The sequence below is a fragment of the Capnocytophaga gingivalis genome, from assembly GCF_002302415.1.
GTDB classification, from domain to species: Bacteria; Bacteroidota; Bacteroidia; order Flavobacteriales; family Flavobacteriaceae; genus Capnocytophaga; species Capnocytophaga gingivalis.
This window is the reverse complement of the sequence record NZ_CP022386.1, coordinates 1,353,792-1,378,664: the sequence shown is the minus strand read 5'-3', so window position 1 is coordinate 1,378,664 and position 24,873 is coordinate 1,353,792. Positions and strand designations below refer to the sequence as shown.

26 protein-coding genes are annotated in these 24,873 nt (G+C 41.7%); 13 read left to right on the top strand and 13 right to left on the bottom strand.

Annotation, left to right across the window (positions count from 1 at the left end; all coding sequences use genetic code 11):
- Positions 1-7: 7 nt before the first annotated feature.
- From CGC50_RS06390 to CGC50_RS06380, 3 genes are all read right to left on the bottom strand, one after another.
- A complete protein-coding gene (locus CGC50_RS06390) occupies positions 8-2,251 on the bottom strand; it encodes an FUSC family protein (RefSeq protein WP_095910148.1) in 2,244 nt (747 codons plus the stop codon).
- Positions 2,252-2,716: 465 nt separating this feature from the next.
- The gene (locus CGC50_RS06385) at positions 2,717-3,592 is read right to left on the bottom strand and encodes a nucleoside phosphorylase (protein ID WP_198541649.1); all 876 of its coding nucleotides are present in this window, start codon (positions 3,590-3,592) and stop codon (positions 2,717-2,719) included.
- A 278-nt stretch (positions 3,593-3,870) separates the two neighbouring features.
- Positions 3,871-4,890, bottom strand: coding sequence for an N-acetylmuramoyl-L-alanine amidase family protein (locus tag CGC50_RS06380; protein ID WP_198541648.1), 1,020 nt, complete (start codon positions 4,888-4,890; stop codon positions 3,871-3,873).
- Positions 4,891-5,067: 177 nt separating this feature from the next.
- On the opposite strand from CGC50_RS06380, the gene CGC50_RS06375 reads away from it, so the two are divergent.
- Both CGC50_RS06375 and CGC50_RS06370 read left to right on the top strand, forming a co-directional pair.
- Entirely contained in the window at positions 5,068-7,800 is a 2,733-nt protein-coding gene (locus CGC50_RS06375) for a putative LPS assembly protein LptD (RefSeq protein WP_198541647.1), read from the top strand.
- Between the two features lie 128 nt (positions 7,801-7,928).
- Positions 7,929-8,309 carry a RidA family protein gene (locus tag CGC50_RS06370; RefSeq protein ID WP_002667097.1) on the top strand — a complete coding sequence of 127 codons (381 nt, stop codon included), beginning with the start codon at positions 7,929-7,931 and terminating at the stop codon, positions 8,307-8,309.
- 59 nt (positions 8,310-8,368) lie between these two features.
- Here CGC50_RS06370 and CGC50_RS06365 read toward each other — a convergent pair whose 3' ends face one another.
- From CGC50_RS06365 to CGC50_RS06325, 9 genes are all read right to left on the bottom strand, one after another.
- On the bottom strand, positions 8,369-8,920 hold the full coding sequence (locus tag CGC50_RS06365; RefSeq protein WP_002667569.1) for a LemA family protein: 552 nt from the start codon (positions 8,918-8,920) through the stop codon (positions 8,369-8,371).
- Between the two features lie 58 nt (positions 8,921-8,978).
- Positions 8,979-10,553, bottom strand: coding sequence for a DUF3137 domain-containing protein (locus tag CGC50_RS06360; RefSeq protein WP_095910147.1), 1,575 nt, complete (start codon positions 10,551-10,553; stop codon positions 8,979-8,981).
- Between the two features lie 35 nt (positions 10,554-10,588).
- Complete coding sequence (locus CGC50_RS06355; protein ID WP_002667317.1) at positions 10,589-10,879, bottom strand: type II toxin-antitoxin system RelE/ParE family toxin; 291 nt, start codon at positions 10,877-10,879, stop codon at positions 10,589-10,591.
- The gene (locus CGC50_RS06350; RefSeq protein WP_002667544.1) at positions 10,870-11,133 is read right to left on the bottom strand and encodes a hypothetical protein; all 264 of its coding nucleotides are present in this window, start codon (positions 11,131-11,133) and stop codon (positions 10,870-10,872) included. The genes CGC50_RS06355 and CGC50_RS06350 overlap by 10 nt, the downstream gene beginning before the upstream one ends.
- A 126-nt stretch (positions 11,134-11,259) precedes the next feature.
- Entirely contained in the window at positions 11,260-11,805 is a 546-nt protein-coding gene (locus CGC50_RS06345) for a hypothetical protein (protein ID WP_002667287.1), read from the bottom strand.
- Positions 11,806-11,924: 119 nt separating this feature from the next.
- Positions 11,925-12,191, bottom strand: coding sequence for a LytR/AlgR family response regulator transcription factor (locus tag CGC50_RS06340; protein ID WP_232781217.1), 267 nt, complete (start codon positions 12,189-12,191; stop codon positions 11,925-11,927).
- Positions 12,192-12,416: 225 nt separating this feature from the next.
- On the bottom strand, positions 12,417-14,093 hold the full coding sequence (locus tag CGC50_RS06335; RefSeq protein ID WP_095910146.1) for a formate--tetrahydrofolate ligase: 1,677 nt from the start codon (positions 14,091-14,093) through the stop codon (positions 12,417-12,419).
- Positions 14,094-14,292: 199 nt separating this feature from the next.
- Positions 14,293-14,979 carry a hypothetical protein gene (locus tag CGC50_RS06330; protein WP_232781209.1) on the bottom strand — a complete coding sequence of 229 codons (687 nt, stop codon included), beginning with the start codon at positions 14,977-14,979 and terminating at the stop codon, positions 14,293-14,295.
- 1 nt (position 14,980) lies between these two features.
- On the bottom strand, positions 14,981-15,574 hold the full coding sequence (locus tag CGC50_RS06325) for an HmuY family protein (protein WP_002667495.1): 594 nt from the start codon (positions 15,572-15,574) through the stop codon (positions 14,981-14,983).
- A gap of 376 nt (positions 15,575-15,950) precedes the next feature.
- On the opposite strand from CGC50_RS06325, the gene CGC50_RS06320 reads away from it, so the two are divergent.
- The 8 genes from CGC50_RS06320 (at position 15,951) to CGC50_RS06285 (ending at position 22,983) form a co-directional block, all read left to right on the top strand.
- A complete protein-coding gene (locus tag CGC50_RS06320; protein ID WP_095910145.1) occupies positions 15,951-16,577 on the top strand; it encodes a TetR/AcrR family transcriptional regulator in 627 nt (208 codons plus the stop codon).
- Between the two features lie 156 nt (positions 16,578-16,733).
- Positions 16,734-17,993: a TolC family protein gene (locus CGC50_RS06315; RefSeq protein ID WP_095910144.1), complete on the top strand. Its 1,260-nt coding sequence runs from the start codon at positions 16,734-16,736 to the stop codon at positions 17,991-17,993.
- The gene (locus CGC50_RS06310; RefSeq protein ID WP_095910143.1) at positions 17,990-18,922 is read left to right on the top strand and encodes an HlyD family secretion protein; all 933 of its coding nucleotides are present in this window, start codon (positions 17,990-17,992) and stop codon (positions 18,920-18,922) included. The genes CGC50_RS06315 and CGC50_RS06310 overlap by 4 nt, the downstream gene beginning before the upstream one ends.
- Before the next feature lie 173 nt (positions 18,923-19,095).
- On the top strand, positions 19,096-19,602 hold the full coding sequence (locus CGC50_RS06305) for a hypothetical protein (protein WP_095910142.1): 507 nt from the start codon (positions 19,096-19,098) through the stop codon (positions 19,600-19,602).
- Positions 19,603-19,618: 16 nt separating this feature from the next.
- On the top strand, positions 19,619-20,623 hold the full coding sequence (locus tag CGC50_RS06300; RefSeq protein WP_095911305.1) for a hypothetical protein: 1,005 nt from the start codon (positions 19,619-19,621) through the stop codon (positions 20,621-20,623).
- Positions 20,624-20,859: 236 nt separating this feature from the next.
- A complete protein-coding gene (locus tag CGC50_RS06295; protein WP_095910141.1) occupies positions 20,860-21,471 on the top strand; it encodes a hypothetical protein in 612 nt (203 codons plus the stop codon).
- A gap of 434 nt (positions 21,472-21,905) precedes the next feature.
- Positions 21,906-22,304 (top strand): hypothetical protein, encoded by a 399-nt coding sequence (locus tag CGC50_RS06290; RefSeq protein ID WP_095910140.1) that lies wholly within the window; start codon positions 21,906-21,908, stop codon positions 22,302-22,304.
- A gap of 121 nt (positions 22,305-22,425) precedes the next feature.
- The gene (locus CGC50_RS06285) at positions 22,426-22,983 is read left to right on the top strand and encodes a hypothetical protein (RefSeq protein ID WP_095910139.1); all 558 of its coding nucleotides are present in this window, start codon (positions 22,426-22,428) and stop codon (positions 22,981-22,983) included.
- Between the two features lie 7 nt (positions 22,984-22,990).
- Here CGC50_RS06285 and CGC50_RS06280 read toward each other — a convergent pair whose 3' ends face one another.
- A complete protein-coding gene (locus CGC50_RS06280; RefSeq protein ID WP_095910138.1) occupies positions 22,991-23,320 on the bottom strand; it encodes a DMT family transporter in 330 nt (109 codons plus the stop codon).
- A gap of 50 nt (positions 23,321-23,370) precedes the next feature.
- Between CGC50_RS06280 and CGC50_RS06275 the strand changes: the two genes are divergently transcribed.
- Genes CGC50_RS06275 through CGC50_RS06265 form a run of 3 tightly spaced genes read left to right on the top strand, consistent with a single transcriptional unit; the run spans position 23,371 to position 24,812 of the window.
- Positions 23,371-23,904 (top strand): hypothetical protein, encoded by a 534-nt coding sequence (locus tag CGC50_RS06275; protein WP_095910137.1) that lies wholly within the window; start codon positions 23,371-23,373, stop codon positions 23,902-23,904.
- A gap of 18 nt (positions 23,905-23,922) precedes the next feature.
- Entirely contained in the window at positions 23,923-24,348 is a 426-nt protein-coding gene (locus tag CGC50_RS06270) for a hypothetical protein (RefSeq protein WP_095910136.1), read from the top strand.
- A 35-nt stretch (positions 24,349-24,383) separates the two neighbouring features.
- Positions 24,384-24,812 carry a hypothetical protein gene (locus CGC50_RS06265; RefSeq protein ID WP_002667315.1) on the top strand — a complete coding sequence of 143 codons (429 nt, stop codon included), beginning with the start codon at positions 24,384-24,386 and terminating at the stop codon, positions 24,810-24,812.
- Positions 24,813-24,873 lie beyond the last annotated feature (61 nt).

Below are 24,873 nucleotides of genomic sequence, written 5' to 3'. Positions count from 1 at the left end.
CATACCACTAATCCGTAACAATGGCTTTAATCATTTTCTCAATATTCTCTGTCAGTTCTCTTAGGTAGTTGAGTTGTTCGGTGTAGAAGAGCATCTCTTGGGGGCGGATGGTGGCTAAGGGATTGTCAGTGGTAGGGGTTTTGTCTTGCTGGGCAAAAAGTTCCAGAGTTGCTTGGCGTATTTCTTGGAATACCTTCGGGTCAAAGGGACGTATCTCCTGATCGAGCTTGCCGTCCAAGAGGGCTACACAGTGCTGGAGCTTGTGCTGTATCTCCTGTATGGCGCGGACGAAAAGGTCTTTGATGATAGGGGAGGGGTGCTCACTGAGCTGCGTACTCAGGGTGGCCACACAGGAGAGGAAATCCTGCTGGAGTACCTGTATCTCATTGCGCTGGGTGTAGTTCTTCTGTTGGGACTTGGGTTCTTGTAACATACGCTGCAAGCCCGCATTCAGGTTGGCCAAGGCCAAGAAAGCCTTTTTGCGGGCTACCTTGTACTCGGTGGTGATTTCTGGATGCTCTGCTCGCTTGATAAGTTCATTGGTATAGCCTAAATTGGCTCTTAAGCTCTTTACTATCAGTAGGTTGTAGTTCTTGTGCTCCCATGAGGGGAAGAGCAAGTAGTTGGCACTTACCGAAAGAACAAAGGCGATTAGGGTATCCACCACTCGGTATTGTACTACGCTCATCGCATCAGGGACGAAAAGAGCATAAGCCAAGACGATGTATAGGGTAAGGAAAATAGCACTCATGCTAAAGTTCTCCTGTAATAGCCCGTAGCCAAAGGGCATACTCATAAGAATCGCTGCTCCATAGATATATTTATAAACTTCATAGTCCAAGTGTAGTACAAATTGGCATATATATACTAAGACAAACGCAAAGCCTGCTCCTATGAGGGTACCCAAGGCTCTGTCCTTGGAGCGCTTGAGTGTAAGGCCATACCCTGGGCGCATGATCACATATACAGTAAAGAGAATCCAATGGGGGTTCTGTACTTCAAAGGCGCTCCCTATCAGGTAACCAATGACTGTAACGATGGCAAGGCGAAGGGCATGCCGGAAGAAGGAGGACTGGAAAGAAAAGTGATCTGCCAAGCGCTTGATGGAGTAGTTGTCCGCGCTGACAAAGCGGCGGAAACTCTTTTCGTCGCGGAAGCTCACCTCTTGGGTATAATAGTTGTTGAATATCTGTTGTACGTTGTAGATATTCTGTGTTTGCTTGCTTAGATAAAGGTACATTTTCTCCAAAAGCATCTGTTCTTCAGAGAAAGAACCTTCCTGACTGATGCTGAGATAGGTCTGCTTGAAGAGTAATTGTTTTTCTAAGAGACTTTTGAGGCTGATGTCATAGGTGCCTTTTTTTCTTTCTCCAATGTACTCAGCCATCTTAAGGAGTATTTGGGATAGTTCCTCTAAGAAATGGGTGTATTGATCCAAGAAACCGGCATTTTTAGTAGCGTATTTGTCTACTTTTTCATAAGGAATCGGGTTGGCAATGGCCAGTTCGAAGATATCCACCATCTCGATAAAGATAAGGAACTGTCGTTGTAGGTAGTTTGTTTTGCCCGACTTGGAGCGAGAGTCCAAGAGGACAGCCCGTAGTTTCTCGTATTCTTCATTGAGGGAGGACTGCAGGGAGAGGAGCAGCTGCTTGTTGGCGGAGCGGTGTTCGGTGTCGCGGATTAGTAGGGCGCGTATCTGTAAGTACTTGGCGGTAAGGGTCATACATTTTGCCAAGAGCTGTTCGCTGTATTGGCGTGGGCGTATCCACATCAGTATGCGTACTAAGAAGATATACCAAGCCCCTGCCATGAATATATACAAGGCATTGTATAGGATATCGATGCCCTTCTGGGGGCGTACCAAGGCCAAGGTAAGGGTGAAAATCCCCGCAATAGAGACCATGGCCGCACGCGCTCCATAGAGGGAGATATAAGCATAACCAAAGGTGAGCAATGCCATCAGGGCGAGGAGCTGCCAGAGGTGTCCGTAAGCATGAGCAAAATTGACCGTTACGGAACTGATAGCTACGAAAAGGGTCGCAATGACAATCCCTCCCAAGTGGTGCTTGCGGTTGCCTGGGATGTCACTGGGGGCAATCATAATGATTGTAGTGGCTGCTGTAAGTCCCGCCGAGACATTGCCAAAGATCCACCCCGCTATGGCGCAGGAGAGGATCGCAAAGGACTTAAGTACGCCAATAACAAAGGCATAACTCTTGAGAAATTCGGAAAAATCAAGTCGTTTCATCTGTGGTATCAGTTCTAAGTGCAAAAGTACAACATCTTGAGCAAAGATAAAAGATATTTTTTATTTACCAGAGCCTATGGGCGCATTTCTTGTAGCTCGTATCGGCAATAAGGAGAAAATGCAATGTATTCTCTCTGTGGAAATGTATGAGTTTCTCTTGCTATGCGTATTTATAACCACTTGTATATCAATAAAATAAAATATTTATTTAAAATAATTAAAAATAATGTTTGTTTATTTGGAAAAAAGTTATATCTTTGCACTGTTGTTGTTTGGATGTAAAAATCCGTCTGTAAGGAATGTTTTTAGTATTTCATTTCCATTACGTGTTCTAATGAGTAAGTTCTTTTTTAGTGTTTTTATATCAGTTGTTTTAACCTCATTAGAAACCCAGTTAGTTTTAAGTAAAAATCCTCACCATAGCATGGTGAGGATTTTTTGTGATTATAGTTCTTTGCTCACTGTTTACTCCTTGCAGATGATTGGCAAAGCATATTGTATCAATTTTTCTACGGCTTTACCTGGATCCGCGCTGAAGGTACCTGCAGGTCGGTTGGCGATGATAGCATTCATCGAAAGTGCTTGATGCCCTAAGAGCTTGCTCAGTCCATAGATAGCGGCGGTTTCCATCTCCATATTGGTTACTTTGTAGCCGTTGAAAGCATAGGATTCCAATTTTTCATTGAGATGTTCGTCCTGAGGGATCAAGCGAAGTTGGCGTCCCTGAGGGCCATAGAATCCAGGTGCGGTGGCGGTGATGCCCTTGAACACCTCAGGAGAGTAGAGCTTTTCGAGGAGGGCTTCCGACCCTTGTACGATACAGGGGTGTCCCTTGTCCATATTCCATTGGGTATGAGCGATAAAGGCATCTTCCATAGCTCTTTCACGTACCTTAGGGCTATCCTTGTAGGAGTGTAGGAGGTTGTCCATGCCCAAGCCATAAGCGGAGAGAACGATACTATCCACAGGGATATCGGCTTGTAGGCTACCGGAGGTGCCTAAGCGAACGAAAGTCAAGGGAGTGTGTTCTTGCTTGGGTACTCTTCGCTCTAAGTCAATGTTGAAAAGAGCGTCTAATTCATTCAGGACAATATCAATGTTATCAGGGCCTATTCCGGTGGAGACTACCGAGAGGCGCTTGCCCTGGTAGTAGCCTGTGTGAGTGACAAATTCTCGCTTGTGAGCGGTAAATTCTACTTTGTCAAAATGAGCGCTGACCACGGGTACGCGCTGAGGGTCTCCTACGAGAATAATAGTAGGAGCGATGTTCTCTTTCTGTATATTGAGGTGGTAGATACGCCCCTCCCCAGAGAGAATAAGTTCAGAATTTTGTATTTTCATTTTCTAAGAATTATAGGTTTTTTTAGTTGTTATAGTCAATCATATTTAAATTGCGAATAAATAGAACAAGAGATCAATTCTTTATTTGCTCTTTCTCAAGGGCGAATTGCAATTCGCCCCTACACATGCTCACGCTAATTTTTCCCAAACCATTTCTGTTTGACTATAGTCTGTCAGGCTGATTTCTGCAAAGATACGATTTTAAGAGGGAATAACCAAATAAATTCAGTGAACAGTGAGCAGAGAACGGTGAACAGTGAACAGAGAGCAGTGAACAGCTATTGTACATTTCTCTTGCCATTGGCAGAAAAAGAGACGATAAAGGCATCGGTGAATCCCTTTTTCTTAGCGATTTGTAAGAGTTCATCTATTTTTTTAAGATCTGTTTCCTTACCATAATAGTAGCGGAAGGCGTTGCCTACTTTTTCCTTGAGGATTGGGCTGAGTCCCTTGAAGTTGGAAGGCGTAGCAGCCAAGTCCTTGTTGCTAGTGGCTATCTGTACCCTATAGATAAGATCATTGGCGGCATTCTCAGGGCTGAGTTGGTTTCTGTTCTTGAGCCAATAGCGGTAGTTCTTGATAGCCTTGGCAATGGCCTCAGCTACTTGTTTCTGTCCTTGGGCAGAGTATAGGTAATCACGCTCTTCGGCATTGCTTAAAAAGCCTGTTTCTATCAGTACCGAGGGCATATAGGTCTGGTGTAGGACAATGAATCCCGCTTGCTTGACCCCGCGATCGCGGTGTACAGGATTCTCGGCCAAGGAAGATTGTATGCGCTTGGCCGCTTGTATGCTTTGTTCGAGGAATTCCTCCTGCATGATGGAAAGGCCTATGAAGGATTCAGGCGAGTTGATATCGTACCCTGCATAGCGCTCCTTATAGTCCTTTTCCAAGTAGATTACTTGGTTCTCCCCCTTGGCTACTTCGAAGTTCAGGTCGTTGGCATGTAGTCCCAATACATAGGATTCCGACCCATGGGCATCCTTGCTGGGAGAGGAGTTGCAGTGAATGGAGATGAACAAGTCAGCCTTGGCCTTATTGGCAATAGCTCCACGCTCATAGAGCTCAATGAAGCGGTCATCCTTACGTGTGTAGGTAACCTTGAACAAAGGATCTTTCTCCAGTTCCTTTCCTACCAATAGGGTGATATTCAGGGCTATCTCTTTTTCAAATATTTTCTTATGTACCTTTCCAGGGTCTTTTCCTCCATGTCCCGCATCTAAAACCACCTTGAAACGCTCGGTCTGAGCAGAGACAGAGAGAGAAAAAAGTAAAAAAATATAATAAAAATATTTCATCAATTCTAAAATTTCTTTAAAAACATTCACAAACTTCGTTTATCGCTTTTAGGATACAAAAAATATCCGTAAGTTTGACCTCTGAAAATAAAGAGTTTACCTATTGCTTAAATCTTTGATTTTCAAAATGCAAAGGTAAAAAAAAATGTTGAACTATTACATAGGCTTGCTTATATTTTGCATATTTACAAAAAATATACCATTCTCATAGGGGTTATCGCCTGTTTTGTAGGACTTTCGGCTCAGCGACCGCGGGAGCTCAAAGTTCCGCAACGTGAGCATATAGAGGCTTTTCTGAAGGATACCCTTGTCAAGGGCAAAGATTCCCTAAAGAGCGCTTCATCTCGAGCCAAGGGGAAAGACCTTCTTACCAAGAGTAAAGATACCCTTGGTAAGGGCAAAGATACCTTAGCACAGGTCAAGGATTCCCTACCTAAGAAACCCGCTATGCTTACCGATGTGGTGCGCTATCATGCCAAGGATTGTGTGGTGATCAGCAAGCCCTTGAGCAAAATTACCCTCTATGACCAGACACAGATTACCTATGAGGATACTGACCTGAAGGCAGGGATTAGTGTAATCGATTACCAAAAGAGAGAAGCCTATGCCGGGCGTATCAAGGATAGTGTGGGAGAGCTGGTACAAGCACCTGTCTTCAAGCAAGCACAACAAGTGATAGAACCCGATTCGATTCGCTTTAACTATGTGACTAAGAAGGCAATCATCCGCAATGCCTATACCATACAGGACGAGAATAAGATACGAGCTCAGATTATCAAAAAAGAGAATGACTCTACATACTTCTTGAAGGAGGGGATGATCACCACCGCGGAAGACCTTTCAGATCCAGATTACTATATCCGCCTGCGCAAAGCAAAGTTTGTTCCTAAGAAGAAAATCGTTGCGGGCTTTAGCAATATGTATATCTCAGATGTACCTACCCCTATAGCATTGCCTTTTGCCTACTATCCTATGGTGGATTCTCGTACCTCAGGGCTGTTGTTTCCTACTTTTGGACAGGTCAATGACAGGGGGTACTACTTGCAGAATGGAGGGTATTACTTTGTTATCTCAGATTATTTTGATCTGGCACTTACTGGGGATTACTATACCAATGGGAGTTACGGATTGCGTGGAGCCTCTACCTATCGCAAGCGCTATAAATATTCGGGCAATTTCGGGGTACGCTACGAGAACCTGATCTATAGCCAAAGGGGATTCCCTGATTATAGCCGCAACTCTATCTACAACATACAGTGGTCACACTCTCAGGATAGCAAGGCCAGTCCACTCTCTACTTTTTCCGCTTCGGTGAACTTGGGGAGCTCGACCTATTACCGTAATTCCTATAACCAACAGAACTCGGCTAACTTTCTGAACAACACCCTATCCTCGTCCATCTCATACTCACGTACATTTCCTTCGTATCCTTCTGTGAATCTGTCGCTTACGGCCTCTCACTCGCAGAACACCAATACCCAGAGTATCCAGATGACCCTACCGGCGATGCGGGTGAGCATGGAGCGTATCTATCCGTTTGCTAAGGAAGGAACGCCTAAGAAGGGGATGATAAAGAATATCAACTTCAACTATAGCTTACAGGGGGATAATAGGTACGATACTTCTGATAGGGATTTCTTTTCTAAAAAGATGTTTGATAAGGGGCAAACAGGGTTCCGTCATAGCATTCCTATCTCAACTAACTTTAAGATTCTCAAGTTTGTCAGTATGTCCTTGAATACTTCCTTGGATGAAGTGTGGCAGTTCAAGACGGTCAAGTATCACGACTATGATGAGCTCGCGGGCAAGATACGCAAGGATACTATTAATGGTTTTTCTCGCTATATGACCTATAACTTTGGGACGAGCTTAGGGACAACCATCTATGGGACTTTCAATTTTGGCAAGGATAAGAAAATACAGGCTATACGCCATGTAATGCGCCCTTCGGTGAGTTATGGATATACACCTTCGTTTGACAATTATTACAACTATTATATAGCCGATGCTTTTGGTACCAAGCGTGATTATAGCCGTTTTGAGGGAGGACTCTATGGGGCTCCTGGGCGCAATGAGTCCAGCTCGATGAGCTTCTCACTGAGCAATACCTTTGAGGCAAAAGTACGTAATCGCGAGCAGGATTCTATAGATGGTAAGCCAAAGAAGGTGATGCTGCTCAATAGTCTGAACTTCTCTTCAGGCTATGACTTAGTGACTAAGCGTTTTTCTCCGCTGAATATGACAGGCGGTACCCAGTTCTTCGACAATAAGCTCGGGCTGAACTTTGGTGCAACCATGAACCCCTATGCTATCGATGCCAATGGGGTACAGATGGAGAAGTTCAATATCAATAACGGGGGAAGTCTCTTTAGGCTTACCAATGCGAATATGACCCTGAATTATTCTTTCTCCAGTAAAAACTTTAAGAAAGGAAAAAATACGGACAATACCCAGTCGGGAGGTCGTTCGGATGATCTTTTCGGTTCGGCGATGAATACTGATCTGAGTAAACCTATGAAGGAAGATGACCCCAACGATAAGGAGAAGGAGGAGAAACAACGCCTTTACTATGCCTCTATGCCATGGGATATCACCTTGGCGTACTCGCTTTCGTATTCGAACACCAACCGTAATCCTATGATTTCGACCAATTCGCTGATGGTATCGGGAAATATAGACCTCACCCCAAAGATGCGGGTAGGGGCGTCCTCTGGATATGATTTCAAGGAGAAAGGGGTAACTTATACCCAGTTGCGTTTTGAGCGAGATCTGAACAGCTTTAGGATGTCCTTTAGCATTTCGCCCTTTGGAGATCGTAACTCTTGGTACTTCTTCATAGGAATTAAGGCTTCTATGCTTTCCGACCTCAAGTGGGAGAAGAACAAGTCGCCAGATAGAGTACTTAATTAATGATCAATGATTAATGAATAATGATCAATGAATAATAATTAATAATTAATAATTAATAATTAATAATTAATAATTAATAATTAATAATTAATAAACCCTCTTAAAAAAATCTATAATACTTATAAAATATGAAAAGAGTCATTCTTTCTTCTAAGGCTCCTGCACCTATAGGGCCTTACAGCCAAGCCATAGAGGCAAATGGCACTCTGTATGTATCTGGACAGATTCCTATCAACCCTGCCACAGGCGAGGTGGTGGCTGGAGGAATAGAACCACAGACACAACAGGTGATGAAAAACATTAAAGCTATTCTGGAAGAAGCAGGGTATAGCTTTGACCAAGTAGTAAAGACAACCATCCTCTTGGACGATTTGGCCAACTTCAATACGGTCAATACGCTCTATGGGGAGTACTTCCCTGGAGAAGGCGCCCCTGCTCGTGAGACCTACCAAGTGGCTAAACTTCCTAAAGGAGTCGCTGTGGAAATCTCATGCATAGCAGTGAAATAATGATCAATGATTAATGTTTAATGATCAATGTTTAATGATTAATCATTAAACATTGATCATTATTTAAATAGTTCCTTCGCATCGATGGCTTGTCGCTGTTTCTCGGTAGCATACTGCCATTGGTATTTGGTAAATCCAAAAAGTCCAGAGATGATATTGGAGGGGAAGGTAACAATAGCATCATTATAGTCGGTGATGGAGGCACTCAGATAGCGCCTACCGGCCGAGATTTGTTCTTCACAGTCCGAAAAAGCACGTTGCAACTGTATGAACTGGGTATTAGCCTTGAGTTCGGGATATTCTTCAGCACGTGCCATGAAATTCATCAGTACCTTTTTGCCCTGTTCGGGTTGTAGATAGGGATTTTGTTTCTCTGTAACAGTAGGGGAGCGCAATTCTGTAATCTGAGTGAGTGTTTCCTGCTCATACTGCATATACTGTTTGGTAGTTTCGATAAGATTCGGAATAAGCTCTGCTCGCTGGATAAAAAGAGAATCCAGGGAGGAGATAGCGTTCTGTATCTGGTTACGACGCGTAGAAAGCCTGTTGAAGGCCATCACTACATATAGGACTACGAGTACTCCTATACCACATAGAATGTAAGTTACCATAAAGAGTTTTAAGTTTTGAGTTTTAAGTTTTGAGTTTTGAGTTGTCAGGAACAGACCACTACTGATTGCTAAGTTTCAGGGTATCTATCATTTGTAATTGTTCGACAAGTTCTTCGTATACCTCGGTCACCAAGTTGAGGTCTATCTTTTGGAAGAGCGCACCGATGGGGCTATCTACCGAGCTCAGTACATTTCCATGATTGGTAGCGATGACGATATTGTCGGTATTGATAGCGATATATACTTGTCCTTTGTAGCGTTCGTTGAGCTTTTTGAGGCGCTCCATGAAAGCTGGAGTAAGTACATAGCGGGCAGTAACTTGGTCGTCGCAGTATACCTCGAACATCTTTTGGAATTCAGGGTCTTCCAAGCGAATACGTTCGCCCCCTGTGTTGAGGTAAGCGGCTATATCATTATCATTGAGCGTGCCGAAGAAACTCTTGACAGGGTGGATTACAATAGGGTGCTCAAAGGTCTTGGGTGAGCGAGCCACAAAATAATTTCCATAAAAAGCGATATCATCGGGCTCTTTTTCTAAGCGAATAGTAGGGCGATAGGTCAGCGCTAAGTTGCAGGACTGGAAAGGTATTCCGTTGTAGTGACCTACAATCTGGTCGCTGCCAGTAAGATCATAGCGTTCTTGGCGGAAAAGGAAAGACGCCAAAAGATCCCCTATGCCTATATGTCCCTTCTCTATATACTGGAAATCAGGGCTGATGTAGTGCACTATACGACTGAAAATCTTTGTCTTGAGCTGGGTGTAATCCTCTGTGCCTGCCAATTTCTTTTTGGCATGTTGCATAGAAAGGAAACTGTATAAAAAGCCAAAAACAGCGAAGCCAATGATGAAATACAGCACACTTGTCTGAGAGGAGAAATTGATCACTCCTGTAAAGACTAAGATCATCATCACCACTACAAAAGCTATAGCGATAATCGTCTGCCCCTTGAACATACTTTGGTTGGTGCTACGCGCCTTCTCCATAGAGGCGAGGGTAGGGGCTAATTCCTTCTGGGCGAAGGAGCGGAACTCTGAAACAGGTTTTAGGGAGATAGGAGCCTTATCAACCTCACTTCTCTCAGCAGCCTTGTCAAATAGGGAGTTGGCCTGTGGCTTGTTATAGAGCTCGTACATGACTTCCTTGTAAGCTCCGTCATCGGCTCCTGTAAGCACGCGCTTGATCTCAGCCGAACCGGCACGGTAATGAACAGGGAGCAAGTAGTTCTTGTTCTTGATCGTCACCCCAAGGTAGGAGATAGGATCCATATTGATACGAGAGCGCTTGCCAAAAGGAATTACGGTGAGGTAGTCGTCTGTCTCACTTGTGATACGGCATTCTTCTCCTTTGGCGATTAAGGAGAAGGCCTCTTCCACTTGTTCCCTGCGCTTGAAGATTTTCCATACTCGCACAAGAGGGTAGCCTATGGTCAGAAGCAAGGCTAAGGGGAGTATGAATTTTACATAAGTAGGTACATTGGTAACCTGTTGTGAGAGGATAGGTAGGAGGTATTTCACGCCTAAGAAAATTCCTATAAGTACGAGTATCCCGACGATGATAAGGTTCCTCAAGGTAATACGCTTTTCTCTTCCTGCCTCATAGAGGACAGATGCTTTAGCTTCGGATAGGGTCATAATAAGTTTTGAGTTTTGAGTTTTTGAGTTTTGAGTTATTCCAGAGATTCTTGTTTAGAACTTCTGAAATGTTGTATTTCTATTGAATTGTCTTCTTTTAGCTGAAAATATATTAGGAATCTTCCTTTTAAAATAGGTCTTACATACAAGTTTAGTTTTTCAATATATCTTCCCATGAAATAAGGGTTATTTGAGAGTTCTTGTAATAGGGATTTTATCTCCTCAATGATTTTATCTGAATATAACGGACTTCCATTATGGACTTCCCAATATTCAAGTGTTTCTAAAAGATTATCTTTTGCTTTGGGAGACCAAATTATTTCCATCCTTTCTTTCTTTTTTCTTCTATTTCTTTGAAAACATCTTCATTTTTTATTCCTAATCCCATTTTTAGTTGTTCTCTAGATATAGTAATCTCTTTAATGTCTTCTTCTGTAAGTAGATCATCTCCCATTTCATATGATCTTACTATATCCAACATTTGATGGTATTGGTCTATGGGCAATACAGCATATATAGTGTTTCCTTGTTTGTCTGTAAGGAAATGTGGTTCTGAGGGTGATAAAGTAGTGGTAGTCATAGTGCCTTAATTTAAGTTCTGTACATTTCTATCTAAATATGTCGCAAATGTACAAAAATAAAAACAAATGACAAATAACAAATAAAATACTTTTATAGAATCTGTCATTTGTCATTAGTCACTATTTTAGTATCCATCAATGGCTCTAATAACCATTTTATAGCGGTCATAGTCCGCCCCAGAGACCACTTTCACAGGAGTAACCCCTCTGAAATCTGATGGAGAGAAATACTTCATCAAGAGGAGATAGAAGGTTTTATTCTGTGTATCTTCATAGACATACATCTGTAGAGGTTGGTTGTTCTTGGAAGGTAGGTTCGCTAGCTCTTGGTAGTTGCCTTGTTCTAAAAGGCGGGAAAGCTCTTCCACGGTGGTGTGTCCAGAATCAAATTTCTTATGTCCTTTTTGTTTGATCTTGGTTTGGGTTTGCTTGTTGTAATAATCAGAAGCAAGGAATAAACTAATCCCTGCAAAGCCCATACCAATCCAAGCGATGACACGCCATATCCATAGCTCGCCCACAGGGATAAGGTCAGGCTTTATCATCAGTACCAAGCAAACCGCAAAGAGTAGCCCATAGGTGGATTTTTTTGCTACATCTGCTTTGAGGACAAATTGTTCTGGGTGAGCCTGAAAGTAGGCTGCCATGTTTTGTGGAATCTCAGTATTCATTATTTAAAGGTTTTATGTTATACAGATCAAAGATATAATAATTTTAGCATTTATAAACAAAAGAATCAATATTTGCGTGAGATGGGTAGATATCCGCTTATAAATAAGAAAAAAGCGAGTCACTCGCTTTTCATTAACCACTGCTGTACCAGCTCCCTGCGGCGTTCGGCCACAGGAATATGTTCGCCTGTGGTCAGTTCTAAAATGCCTTCTTTGTAATACTTTCGCACGTAACGAGCATTGACCAAATAGGATTGGTGGCAGCGTATAAACTGTGAGGCGGGCAAAAGCGCTTCGTATACTTTGAGTACCTTGCTGATTAGGATTGTCTCCCCACTTTCGAGGCAGAATGTTGTATAGCCCTTATCGCTCTGTAAATAGAGAATACTGGCTAAGGGAATCAGTTCTATCCCCTCGGCAGTCCTTATAGAGAGCCGCTCAAATCCCTGTTGCTGGGCGTGATAGTTCTAGGCATACGCCCATACGAACGCTGCCCACTGCTCCTTACACACCCCCAGAGAATCCGAGGGCAGTGTACTCAAGGAATTGATCTATCTTTTTAGTTATTTCTTCTAAAGAGGGCTTAGTCATTAGGGAGTAGTTACTTGTCATTAGCTAAGTCCTGTAATGATTCCATCATCATCAATATCCATACCTTCGGCCGCAGGGACACTTGGAAGGCCAGGCATACGAACGGTGTCTCCTAAGATAGGGATGATAAAGCCAGCGCCTGAGGCAAACTCGAACTCACGGACAGTTACCTCGAAGTCGGTCGGGCGTGCCAGTTTCTTCTCGTCATCGCTGAGCGACTTAGGGGTCTTGACCATACAGATAGGGAGCTTATCGAAACCTAATTTGTTGATCTGCTTGAGCTGGCTTAGGGCTGTGGAACTATATTTTACCCCCTTAGCCCCATAGATACGGGTAGCTACCGTTTTTATTTTTTCCTCTACCGAAGCGGCATGGTCATATAGGGGTGTAAAGTGGCTTTCCCCGCTCTCGGCTAAGGCTACCACCGCACGGGCAAGCTCTTGGGTACCTGCGCCGCCCTCACTAAAGCCCCGGCTGACAATTGCTTCCACGCCTCGTTCTTTGCAGAAGGCTTGGATATAGGCAATTTCCTCCTGGCTGTCATGCGGGAAGTGGTTGATGGCCACTACCGCCTTCAGACCAAAGCACTGTACGTTTTCTATATGTTTTTCTAAGTTGGCAATACCTTTCTTCACTCGTTCTAAGGAAGGAGTGTTGTACTCTTCCTTAGTAGCTCCTCCATGGTGGCGTAGGGCGCGTATGGTAGCGACAATAACTACCGCATTGGGGGCGAGTCCAGCTGATACACACTTGATATTGAGGAACTTCTCGGCGCCGAGGTCAGCCCCGAAACCTGCTTCAGTAACTACATATTCGCCTAAGGAAAGCCCCATTTTGGTAGCTACTACCGTATTGGTACCTTGGGCGATACTGGCAAAAGGACCTCCGTGTAGGATGGCAGGGTTGTCCTCAAGGGTTTGTACCAGATTGGGCTTGATAGCTTCCTTGAGCAGTAGCGCCATCGCACCTACGACCTTGAGATCACGAGCAAAAACAGGAGTGCCATCATATTTCTTTCCTACGTAGATATTGCCTAAGCGGCGCTTGAGGTCGGAAAAGTTCTCCGCTAAGCACAAGATAGCCATGATTTCGGAAGCAGGGGTGATGTTGAACCCATCTTCTCGGGGAATCCCATGAGTAGTCCCGCCTAAGCCTACGATGATATGGCGTAGGGCACGGTCGTTCATATCCATCACACGCTTCCAGACTACTGTACGAGGGTCTATACCTAAGGAGTGTGTTTTGCTCTGTATATTATTGTCTATGACAGCCGCCAAGAGGTTGTTGGCGCGCTCGATAGCGGCAAAATCGCCCGTGAAGTGTAGGTTAATATCCTCCATAGGCACCACTTGGGAGTAACCACCCCCAGCGGCACCCCCCTTGATACCGAAGACAGGGCCTAAGGAAGGTTCCCGAAGGACAGCGATGGCCTTTTTGCCAATTTTGTTGAGTCCCTCGGTAAGACCGATGCTCACAGTAGTCTTGCCTTCTCCGGCGGGAGTAGGGGTAATGGCAGTAACCAAGATGAGTTTGTTTTGGGCAATCTTCTTAGGGTCTATCAAGGACAAAGGCAGCTTGGCCTTGTACTTTCCATAGGGGTCTATATCATCTTCGGAGATATTTAACTTTTTCGCTATCTCTCTGATAGGCAGTATTTTGGCTTGTTGCGCTATGGCAAGGTCGGTTGGGAAAGTCATTTTATGTGTATTGAAAGGGCAAATATACAAAATTTAATAACAAATGACAAAAAACTAATAACAAATTTCGGTGCTTAGTCATCAGTTTTTGATTTTCGGTTATTAGAGACTAATGAGAGAAAACTGATGACTAATTTTGCTATTTTTTATAGTTATTCGTTAAAAGGATTTATCTCCGAAAGAGTAGGTTAGTTTGGGGCTAATGTCTAAAAGTCAGCCAGATATAATCAAAAAGATACTTTCTGTCATTATGCTTTCCTCGGTGTTTCTTTTTCTTAGCCAAATTCAGTACATATCTATCAGACGTATCAGGATTGAAATAGAAAGCACCTTTTTTATCAGTACGAACGGTAACACTTTTATCTACTGAAAAGTCAAAGGTAACATTCTCTTCCTTTAGGCCACGTTTTTTATAGAAAGCCTTGTACTTCTGCCCTTCCTTTTCAGCAGGAACTATTCCCAACCGGAAGAAAGACTTATCCCCCATAATAATTGTCTCTTTAAGCGGATGCGTACTCACATAAGCAACGGATTGGTATCTCAATCGCATTCGTTTGTACACCTTAGCGACTAGATGGTTGATGCTGAGTGTATAGACACCCTCTTCTTCTACCTTGAAATTCGCATAATAATATAATTCGGCCTGCTTCTTCTCTAGAGTGACCACCTTTCCTGAAGGAGATATTAGTAAAAGCGAAAGCGTATTCAAATCCGAATACCACCTTTCAGTAGGTGTAGGTTTGTTCGTTTCATTAGGTTCACCAAAAAATACCCGTACTTCATGCCAATCACCTACCTTTGCCTCTGTATTGGTCTCAATCCAAATAGCGTGTGCATTAGATGGCACTGTTAATAACCAAAACAGTGCAGTCCACAAATATTTCATATTAAAAATTCTCATCATTACTTATCTTATATCTAAAACTTGGATAACCTCCTTTTAATCTTTCATTTACATAATCATAGAACTGAATTTTTACAAACTTACCTTCAGCTGTTTTTAGGAGGTAAACTTCATTCCGGTTTTTATACTTTCCTCCACTTATATAAGTTACATATAGCGAAGCTTCTTGTGAAAAACTACCTTCTTTCTTGGTTTCAACATTCTTAATGATGTCCCAGCCGTTTAGGGTTCCTATTGCATCCTCTTTGTAGCCAGAGGGCGAGGCGTAAACCACCTTATTCCAATCCGTTTTTTTAGTGTTAATAGCTCCTCCTTTTCCCTTTCCCGATGTGCCACTATTGGTCTTTATATACCAACGTTGAAAAGCAATGTCCCAGCTAAGGTCTGTTTCTGGAGAACTCACCTCTACCACAGCACCTTTTTCGAATGAGTAATATACCCATTTCTGATACGATGTTGCATTTAACATTTTTACATCTTTCGTGACTGATAAGATTGTTTCCTCTCCCTTTTCTTTCTCACAGGCAGTCAAGCTCAATCCACCTACCACTGATAAAATAAATACTTTATAATTCATACTTTGTTATTTTTCGACAAAGGTACAAATTATTTTTAGATTGAACTAAAATAAATTTATTATTTTTAAATATAGCTGTTTTATCTATTCAATATTATATTTGTTTAGTAATATATCTATCTGATTGTTATGCTTCTATGTCTCAGCGTAATCCGTTTGAAATTTTTTCTTTACTAAATAATTTAGGTTTATCATTCCTTTTTCAACAAATTTAGAAAGTGGGGAAAATTCTATGCTTTTGTGTGCTGCATATGAGGCTGAAAATTAACCTTTTTACCGTTTAAAAAAGATTTCTAACAATTAATATAAAAAATACATCTAACCATTTGGTTAATCCAAATATTTAATATACCTTTGCCCCTGAAATCAAACAACAATGAGTAACACTAAAGACACATCCACTGAAGAACGTATCAAAGCAGCAGCACGTAAAGTCTTTCACCAGAAGGGCTATACAGGCACTCGCACCCGCGACATTGCCGAGGAAGCAGGTATCAATCACGCGATGCTCAACTATTATTTCCGTAGCAAGGAAAAGTTATTTGGCATTGTGATGATGGAAACAATGGGACAATTCTTTAAAGGAGTAGGTGTTATCCTCAATGATGAAAGTACCTCTTTAGAGGAGAAAATAGAGCAAGTAGTGGCTAACTATATCGATTTGCTCTTGGAAGAACCTGACCTGCCAACCTTTATACTCAACGAGGTGCGTCCTAACCCGCAATTCTTTGTAGAGCAAAGTCCTATAAGAGAAGCATTTACTAACTCGGTGCTCACCCGTCAATATGCTGAAGCTGTAGCCCGTGGCGAAATCAGCGAGCCTAACTTAATGCACGCTATTCTCAATGTCATTGGGTTGGTGATATTCCCTTTTGTTGCCAAGCCTATATTAAGTGCAATTACCAACCTACCTGAGGAAGAGTATAAAGCTCTAATGCTCGAGCGAAAAACCCTTATCCCACAATGGATCAAAGGGATGTTGTTCCTCCCCAATCCCTCATAAGAGCAGGGTGTGAGGTAAAGCACCCATGAAAGAAATAGAGGAGCCAATTTTGTCCTCAAAAGAATAGTTTATATTTTTTTACCCATATATTAACCAATTGGTTAAACTAAATGATTAAATTCTATTATTACTCATTAACCATTAATCATTAAAAAAATGCGATTATCAGTTTTACTCTTATTCCTACCTGTAGTAGTCTTTGCCCAAGAGAGACTTACCTTGGAGCGCTGTTATGAGTTAGCCCGTGAGCACTACCCAATAGTACAGCAGTTGGACTTGATAGCCAAGAGTAAGGACTATACTTTGGCCAATGCCAACAAGGCTTACTTGCCACAAGTGAGTCTCTCGGCACAGGCTACTTACCAGTCCGAGACGATTGATTTTTCCCAGTCTATCGGGCGGTTACCACTACCTATAGCACTACCAGAGGTAAGCAAAGACCAATATAAAGTGGTAGGAGAGGTGAGCCAACTCCTCTATAATGGAGGAGCTACTCGAGCACAAAAAGAGCTCGCCAAAGCACAAAGTGCCGTGCAAGCTCAGGCAGTGGAGACCCAACTCTATGCCCTGAAGCAACGGGTGAGCAATCTCTATTTTGGGGTATTGCTTATAGAGGCACAACTGGCTCAAAACCAGTTGAACGCCGAAACCTTACAGTCACAATTGGAAAAAGCACAGGTGGCACTCAAGCACGGAACCACTCTGCCGAGCAATGTAGCAGAGCTCAAAGCGGAACTCTTGCGCCTTGCGATGCAACGTACAGAATATGAAGCCACAAAAGGGATGTATCTGAAAATGCTTAGCACTTTTATAGGGAAGGAGTTGCCCTTCGATACAGCTTTGCAACGTCCCGAGCCAAGGGTACTTAGTCATAGCAATCACCGTCCTGAGCTCAGAGGCTTTGACCTGCGACAGACAGTATTAGATGCTCAAGAGCGACTACTTACCTCGGAGTATCTACCTAAAATAGGCCTTTTCTTTCAGGGGGCTTATGGTCGCCCTACGCTGAATATCATCAAGAACGAGTTCGACTGGTATTATATAGCAGGGGTACGCTTGCAGTGGAATCTCAGTCCGCTCTATAGCCTCTCGAATAAGAAGCAACTCCTACGCCTACAAGGGGAATCGCTCTTGGCAGACCGCAAAGCATTCCTGATGAGCACCGAGCTGGATCTTACCCAGCAGGATACACAGCTGGGCAAGCTCCAGCGCCTAATGGAGCAGGACAAAGAGAGCGCTGCCCTACGCCACTCGGTAGCCCAAGCCGCCCAAGTGCAGTTGGACAACGGGGTGATTACCACCCACGAATACCTGCAGAAGGTCAATGCTTGGCATCTGGCACAGCAAACACTCCTATTGCATGAGATACAGCTGCTACAAGCCCAAGAACAACAACAATTAATCATAGGAAAATGAAAAAGATAACACTCATCACCGCCCTTGCAGTCCTTATCGCCTGCAACAACAAACCTCAATTCGACGCTTCTGGCAACTTCATTGCCGACGAAGTGATTGTTTCCGCCCAGCAAACAGGGCAACTCATCGCCTACGAAGTAGAAGAAGGCAAGACCCTCACCGAAGGACAAAAGGTGGGGCAAATCAATGTAGAAGTCCTCAAGCTCCAAAAAGAGCAGGTCGAGGCTACCATTTCTTCCCTCAAAGAGAAGACCCTAAGTCCTGCCGACCAAGTAGCGCTCATCCGTAGCCAATACGAGGTACAGAAAGCACAACTCGAACAGCAGGAGCGCGAGCTTACCCGTGTGCAACAACTCGTGGCGGGAGGCGCTGCTACCCAAAAGCAATTGGACGACCTCACCGCTTTAGTAGACCAGCTCCGCAAGCAACTTGCCGTTACTCAGAACCAACTCAAGGTGAGCCTAACCAATATCAACACCCAGAACCGCAATGTGCTCAGCCAAGAAGCCCCTTTGCAAAAGAATGCTCAGGCTGTTCAAGCACAAATCAACCAAGGAGAGATTATCAACCCCATTGCAGGGACAGTACTCACCAATTACGCTCTCAAAGGTGAAATGCAGACTTTTGGGAAGCCACTGTATAAAATTGCCAATATCGAGACTCTTACTCTCAAAGCCTACATTACTGGCGACCAGCTGACCCAAATCAAGTTAGGACAGCAAGTGACCATCCGCACCGATGCAGGAGAAGGAGCACAACGCACCTATCAAGGCGAAATCACCTATATAGCCAGTAAGGCCGAGTTTACTCCAAAAACGATTCAAACCAAATCCGAACGCGCCAACCTGGTCTATGCTATCAAGGTTAAAGTAAAAAACGATGGTTATTTAAAGATTGGAATGTATGGGGAAGTGGTGTTCAAAAAATAAACTGACCAAAGAAAAGTGACTATTTTCAACATTTTTCTTATTAGCTTTAGGTATATTTCTTTACACATATGAAATATGTATGGAAAAGAGAAATTGTATAGGAGAGGGTAGGGACAAAAACAAAAAATTCGTATCTTTGTCATTATAATAGCAACAAAAATATCTAATAATTTATGAATCAGTTTATCAAAGCATTGTATTATGACAAAAAAGACCCACATATACCGGAAGAATACAATTTTTTTGGAGTTTTTGTGGGCGAGTGGGATATCGAATGGGTAGACCATCTAGAGGTTGACGAACCCAGACGAGTAAAAGGCGAATGGATTTTCTCTTGGGTACTAGAAGGGGCAGCCATACAAGATGTTTTTATTGTCCCTTCACGCTCAGAGCGTTTGCAAAACAAACAACCAGATGCTGAATATGGGACTACGCTACGGATATTCAATCCCAAAACTTCAGCATGGGATATTTTCTATGCTTGCAGAGGAGAGGCTATCCGTTTGACAGCTTACAAGGTAGGGGAGGATATTATTCTAACCGAAAATACTACTGAAGAGATGAGATATGTATTCTCAGAGATAACATCTACTTCCTTCAAATGGCGGAAAGAGCTTAAAAACGCATCGGGCAAATGGGACGTGATTGCCAAAGTAAGGGCACAGAGAGCAAAAGGGTAATTTAAAAATGCTTATGATGAAAATCAAAAAAATGATATACTTATTTTTATTATCAGTTATTATTTTCTTAGCAATCAGTCTTTTGTGGTTGTTTAGAAACCCGTCTTACGAAAAAATAGATAAAACATTCGTACAAGCAACAGATTCTGCAATTAAAAAAGAAATTCCTGCTCTTAATCTGAATTTTTTGGTAGACAAAGTAGCTTATTCCGAACCTGTTTATTTTCCTAACGGAGTGGAAACAGTTGATTTTACAGAACACTTAGAAGCTATAAATTTAGAAATTCCCGATTGGGACAAAGAAGGATTATACGAGGTAAAAGCTTCTACCAAAGCAGGTGTCTTAGATCCCGCATTCTTAGTATACAAATGGGATTCGGACACTTCCAATACACTCATTTTTCATCACGGAGCATCGGAATATCCTTTTTACGGGATTTTTTCTAAGATTTTCAAAAAAGAGATACTCAATGATTTGGGTATAAACCTAATCGTAGTCCGAACTCCTTTTCACAAGCAAAAAGGGGCTTTGAAACAGGGCACAGCAAACCTATCGACCTTTATGGCAACGATGGCAATGAGTGTGAAATTAACCGAAAAGCTGATTCACACTTTACGACAAAAAGGAGTACAGACTATTGAAATTGGCGGATTTAGCTTGGGGGCTGTGATAGCAAACAGGCATCGAGTGGCATATAATTCGGCGGATTTCTATGTACCGATAGTAGGAACAGTAGCACACGAAAAGTTTTTTATTTTCCAGAAGAAAAATATTACTGAAAGTGAAATTGAGCGAAACAAAATCATTACACATCACTTAAATTTCTCAGCCCAATGGCAAGAAAATCAATCCCCAAATGTATTTCCGGTTATGGCTCGCTATGATCTGTTTTTACCACTTCACCAGCACGCTTCCGCTTATGGAAATCTGGAAGTGGAAATTTGGAACACGGGACATTTATCCACTGCTCTTTTCTACGACGCAATGCGGTATGTTCTGTTAAAGAGGTTGAAGAAGTAGAAGTAAGTCTTTATGGTAGTTCGTTTTTAGAAATAAAAAATAACAAAAAATATGAACATCCGAGCCATCACTCCCATATAAGTTCGGAGGCTAAACATTAGAGCTCAGAAGTTAAATTTCGAAGCTAACTTCTCTCACATTTAATGTTAATTATTTTAGATGATGAATAAAAGTATCAACTTGAGAAGAATTCAATCTCTTACTCTGTCATAATCATAATTAAAATATCAAGCAATATGAAACGTTATTATATATGTATTGTCATCTTCTTTGTCTCTGTATGCGGGATAGCACAAACTGTAGACAGTATTAGGAATATACGAGAATTTGACGAGTTCGAAAAATATACCCACTTAGCAAAAGACAGTCTTGCTATTCAAAATATGGGAGAGCATCAGAAGTTTTGTTATTCTTCACGACACTTTACCATAGAGAAAGGAGAGAAGGGAGAAGCTGAAGCTACACATAGACTTTTGATGTGGTCGCTTTCGTCGGTATTATCGCAGAATAAAATATTGGTTCGCAACCCACAAGCACATTATTGTCTGACGAATCTTTATGTGTATACCAATACAGAACTTTTTTTCGATCACATTATCGACTTGTACGTATTATCTTCGTTCTCATCAGCCAATAAGTCGTTAATGAAGTTTGTACACTCTCTAAAGGATAAAGATTATATAGCATTCGACCCCATAATGAAAATGTCACATGTTTGTTATATGTTTTGGCACGAAGAAAAACTCATAATGGTACTTGTTCCCTGTCGTGTAATCTCCTTTGCCAAAGATGTAAACGATAAGATTGTAGAAGTGGCAAAAGAAGCGTTGGAACGTTATTATAAGTAAGTATTTTTGTCATTAAGACAACAAATTGTTAATAAATTAAGGTAGATAATAGATCCAAAAAAACAATGATGAAAAGACGTCTTTTATACCTAAGTATTGCGTTTTTATCCGCAGCCATACTCGGACTCGTTATAGTAGCAATGCGCTTACTATATCCCGATTGTTGCGACTCAACTTTTGGGATAATTCTATCCAAAGTCGTTTTTATCATAACTTATATCATATTCCCACTATTTTTCATCTATTTGATAATAGCCGAAATCAACCTTAATTTTATGTACCAACACAGCCTTAGAAAGAGGCAACATAAGCGCACAACCAGCTTCAACCTATCACTCATCACCTTAGCACTCGTGCTCCTGAGCCTTCTCGCCCGCCTCTTTCTCTAAGATTAATAACACATAAATCGAATTAGTAACAATTATAAAAAAAATATGATACGTAATTATTTTTACCTTGTAGTGGGAGTATTTTGCTTACTCTCTGCCGTTACTCACGAAATGAACGGCTTCACAACCCTTTTCCCTGCCTTGTCAAACACCAACATCGATGCCGAAAGCAGGGTAACATTCAATTATCTTTGGCATATCATAGCTACCGAAAACATAGTAATGGGTGTTGCTTTAGTGCTTATAGCGCTGTGCAAAAACGACAACGCAGGCAAGTATATTGCTCAGTTTGTAATGGCTTTATTAGCAGTACGTTGGGCAAGTATTGCATTTAGTACCCTAACAAGCGATGGAGGTAACCTTACCAAAATACTTCCTGAAAGTGTTATAATGTGGCTACTTATATTCCTATTGTGGTTAGGAGCAAGAAAAAAAGAACAATAAAAAGAGATTTATATATGAACCCCCCCGCTGGCGCGAGCCTATGGCTCGTGTCTATCAAGAATAGAGCTTGTAGCTCACATTCTTAGCACATTTTTTGTAGCTTACTAACAAATACAACCCTATGTTAAAGAAATACGACAAAGTAATAGCAACGGTTTTCGTCCTGCTTACCATAGTTTTTATAGTAGTCTTTCTCACTAATGACTCCTTTTTTGAGTGGACTTTTGTGCGACATCACAATATATTGAGCTGGTATGTCCGTCCACTCTTTATCGTGCCTATGGTGTATTTTGCTTTGAGAAAATCGTATGCAGGAGTGTCATTAAGTATCTTTTGCCTATTTACTAGTATGTTTTGGTTCCCCACTCCACAACAAACCGACCCTAAGGTGCTCGGCTTCTTAGCCTACGAAATGGACTATCTCAAAGGCACGTGGGACACAAAAAAGATACTTTTCTCACTAAGTGTACCGCTCTTTTTCTATCTGCTGATAGTCTCAGCGTGGAAGAGAAAATGGCGCTTATTGCTCTACACCGTAGTGTTAGCAGCGCTTTTAAAACTGTTATGGAGCGTAGTGAGCAGTGGCGCAAGCGGTTGGTCAGTAGCCAAACCCGCTCTTGTAGGACTGGTAATATGCGTAGTATTTATTTTGATAACAAGAAGAAAAGACAAAAAATAAGGGAAAATCAGTGTCCATTTGCCTTTGAAAAAAGGTTAATCACCACTACGCCAGCGATGATAAGCACCGCACCCAGTACAAAAGGCAAATCTACTTTGCTCTTAAAAACAAGAATACTCACAATGGCTGTCAGTACAATCCCCACCCCCGACCAGATAGCGTAGGCTACCCCCAGCGGAATATTCTTGAGGGCTAAGGATAAAAAATAAAAACAAACACCATAAGACAATAGTGAGCCTACAGCAAACAACCATTTGCTAAACCCTTCCGATTTACCTAAAAGAGCGGTGGCTAAGACCTCTAAAACAATCGCTAAAGTGAGGTATAGGTAATGCATATAAGTATAGTATCTAAATTCGTGGCAAAAATATAACAATTTTACTGAAAATGAAATTAAAACTCATAGAACACATAAAGCTCACTAAAGAACTCGTAGACCGAGAACATTTCTTTACCTTAGGATATTGTGAAGCACTCGAAACCCATTTGATGAAAGTACTTGTAAGTTGGGCAGCAGGCTATGAACGCTATTACCGGATAAGTGCCGACGATTACGCTTTGTTCGAAGAAGATCGTCCTGCATTCTACGAATTGTACAAAAACGAGCTCGGTGAGGATAACGAATGCTTTACTCAGAAGTTTATGGGGGCGCAAGCTCTACGCGATTATGACGGTCGTAAGAACTTTCAGATGTGTTACCCCTCAAAGGAAATGAACCCTTTTGGGCATTATGCCTATTGCAACGGAGTACTATATGCTCAAATCCTTTGGGACAAAGGCACTGTATATGTACCCCCTTATCAGAAAGTAAAAAACCTTAACGGCGATTGGGATTATCCCTTGCGAAAAGATTGTTATATAGAAAAAGACCCCGAAGGCAAAGACCTCTGCTTTTGCCTTGATATAGAAAACGGAAAGTAACCTCATAATTAGTAAAATATGTTTGATATAGAAGAATGTAGAATAACCCTCCTTACAGAGTATACATACGAAGTAGCCTACTTAGGAGGGTGTATGTTGTTAAGATATGAAACAGAGCCTCCACACGGAGATGAGGTTTGCTCTGTATATTTCCCTGAGTCAAACAATGAATTGCCCTATTGGTGCTACCTGAGAAATATCAAGCAAATAAGTGTTGATAAATCGACCAAAAGTTTCTTTATATCAATAGAAGCCGTGAAACCTCATCAATGGTCAGGCGTTGTAACCCTAATTATTGATCCGAAACATAGTAGATTTGCCTGTTTAGATGACTGGTATCCTTCTGTCAAAGCAGAAGAAAATAAGATTTATTTTTATAATAGTTACACGGGAAAAGAATATATTTTAGATGATTTCCAACTGCTTAAATGGCAATCATTTTAAGAAAATAACATATTGATGAATCGACAAATCAAAAAATGACAAACATAAATATACATAACAAACACTTTGGCAAAGTAAGCGCTATCTTATTTTTACTCGCTTTTATTCTATTAACTAATATAGAGTATGCCCCTCAATATTTCAATAAGGCTTTTAAGTTAAGTAATACGATAGTGGTAGTGATAACAATACTATTCTTGCCAATATGTTATTTTACCTATAAAAAACGACTCATTTGGGGATATAGGTGTATTCTTTGGGGTATATTATTCAGTTTTTCCTCTATGTTATTTATGCACTTTGAAGATTCTTTACTCGAAAAATACGAAAGAGGTGAAATATCATTGTTAGATAAAAATGCCTCAATAAGTATAGGAGAGCCCATTTTGTTAGGGATTGTATTTATCTTTTTCCTAATCTATGGAGCTATATATGATATAATAATAGCAAAGAAAAACAAATAAAATAATTTTGCTGGTGCTTTTCTTGTAGCTCGTGCCTACCAAGAAAAGAGTTTGTATCTCA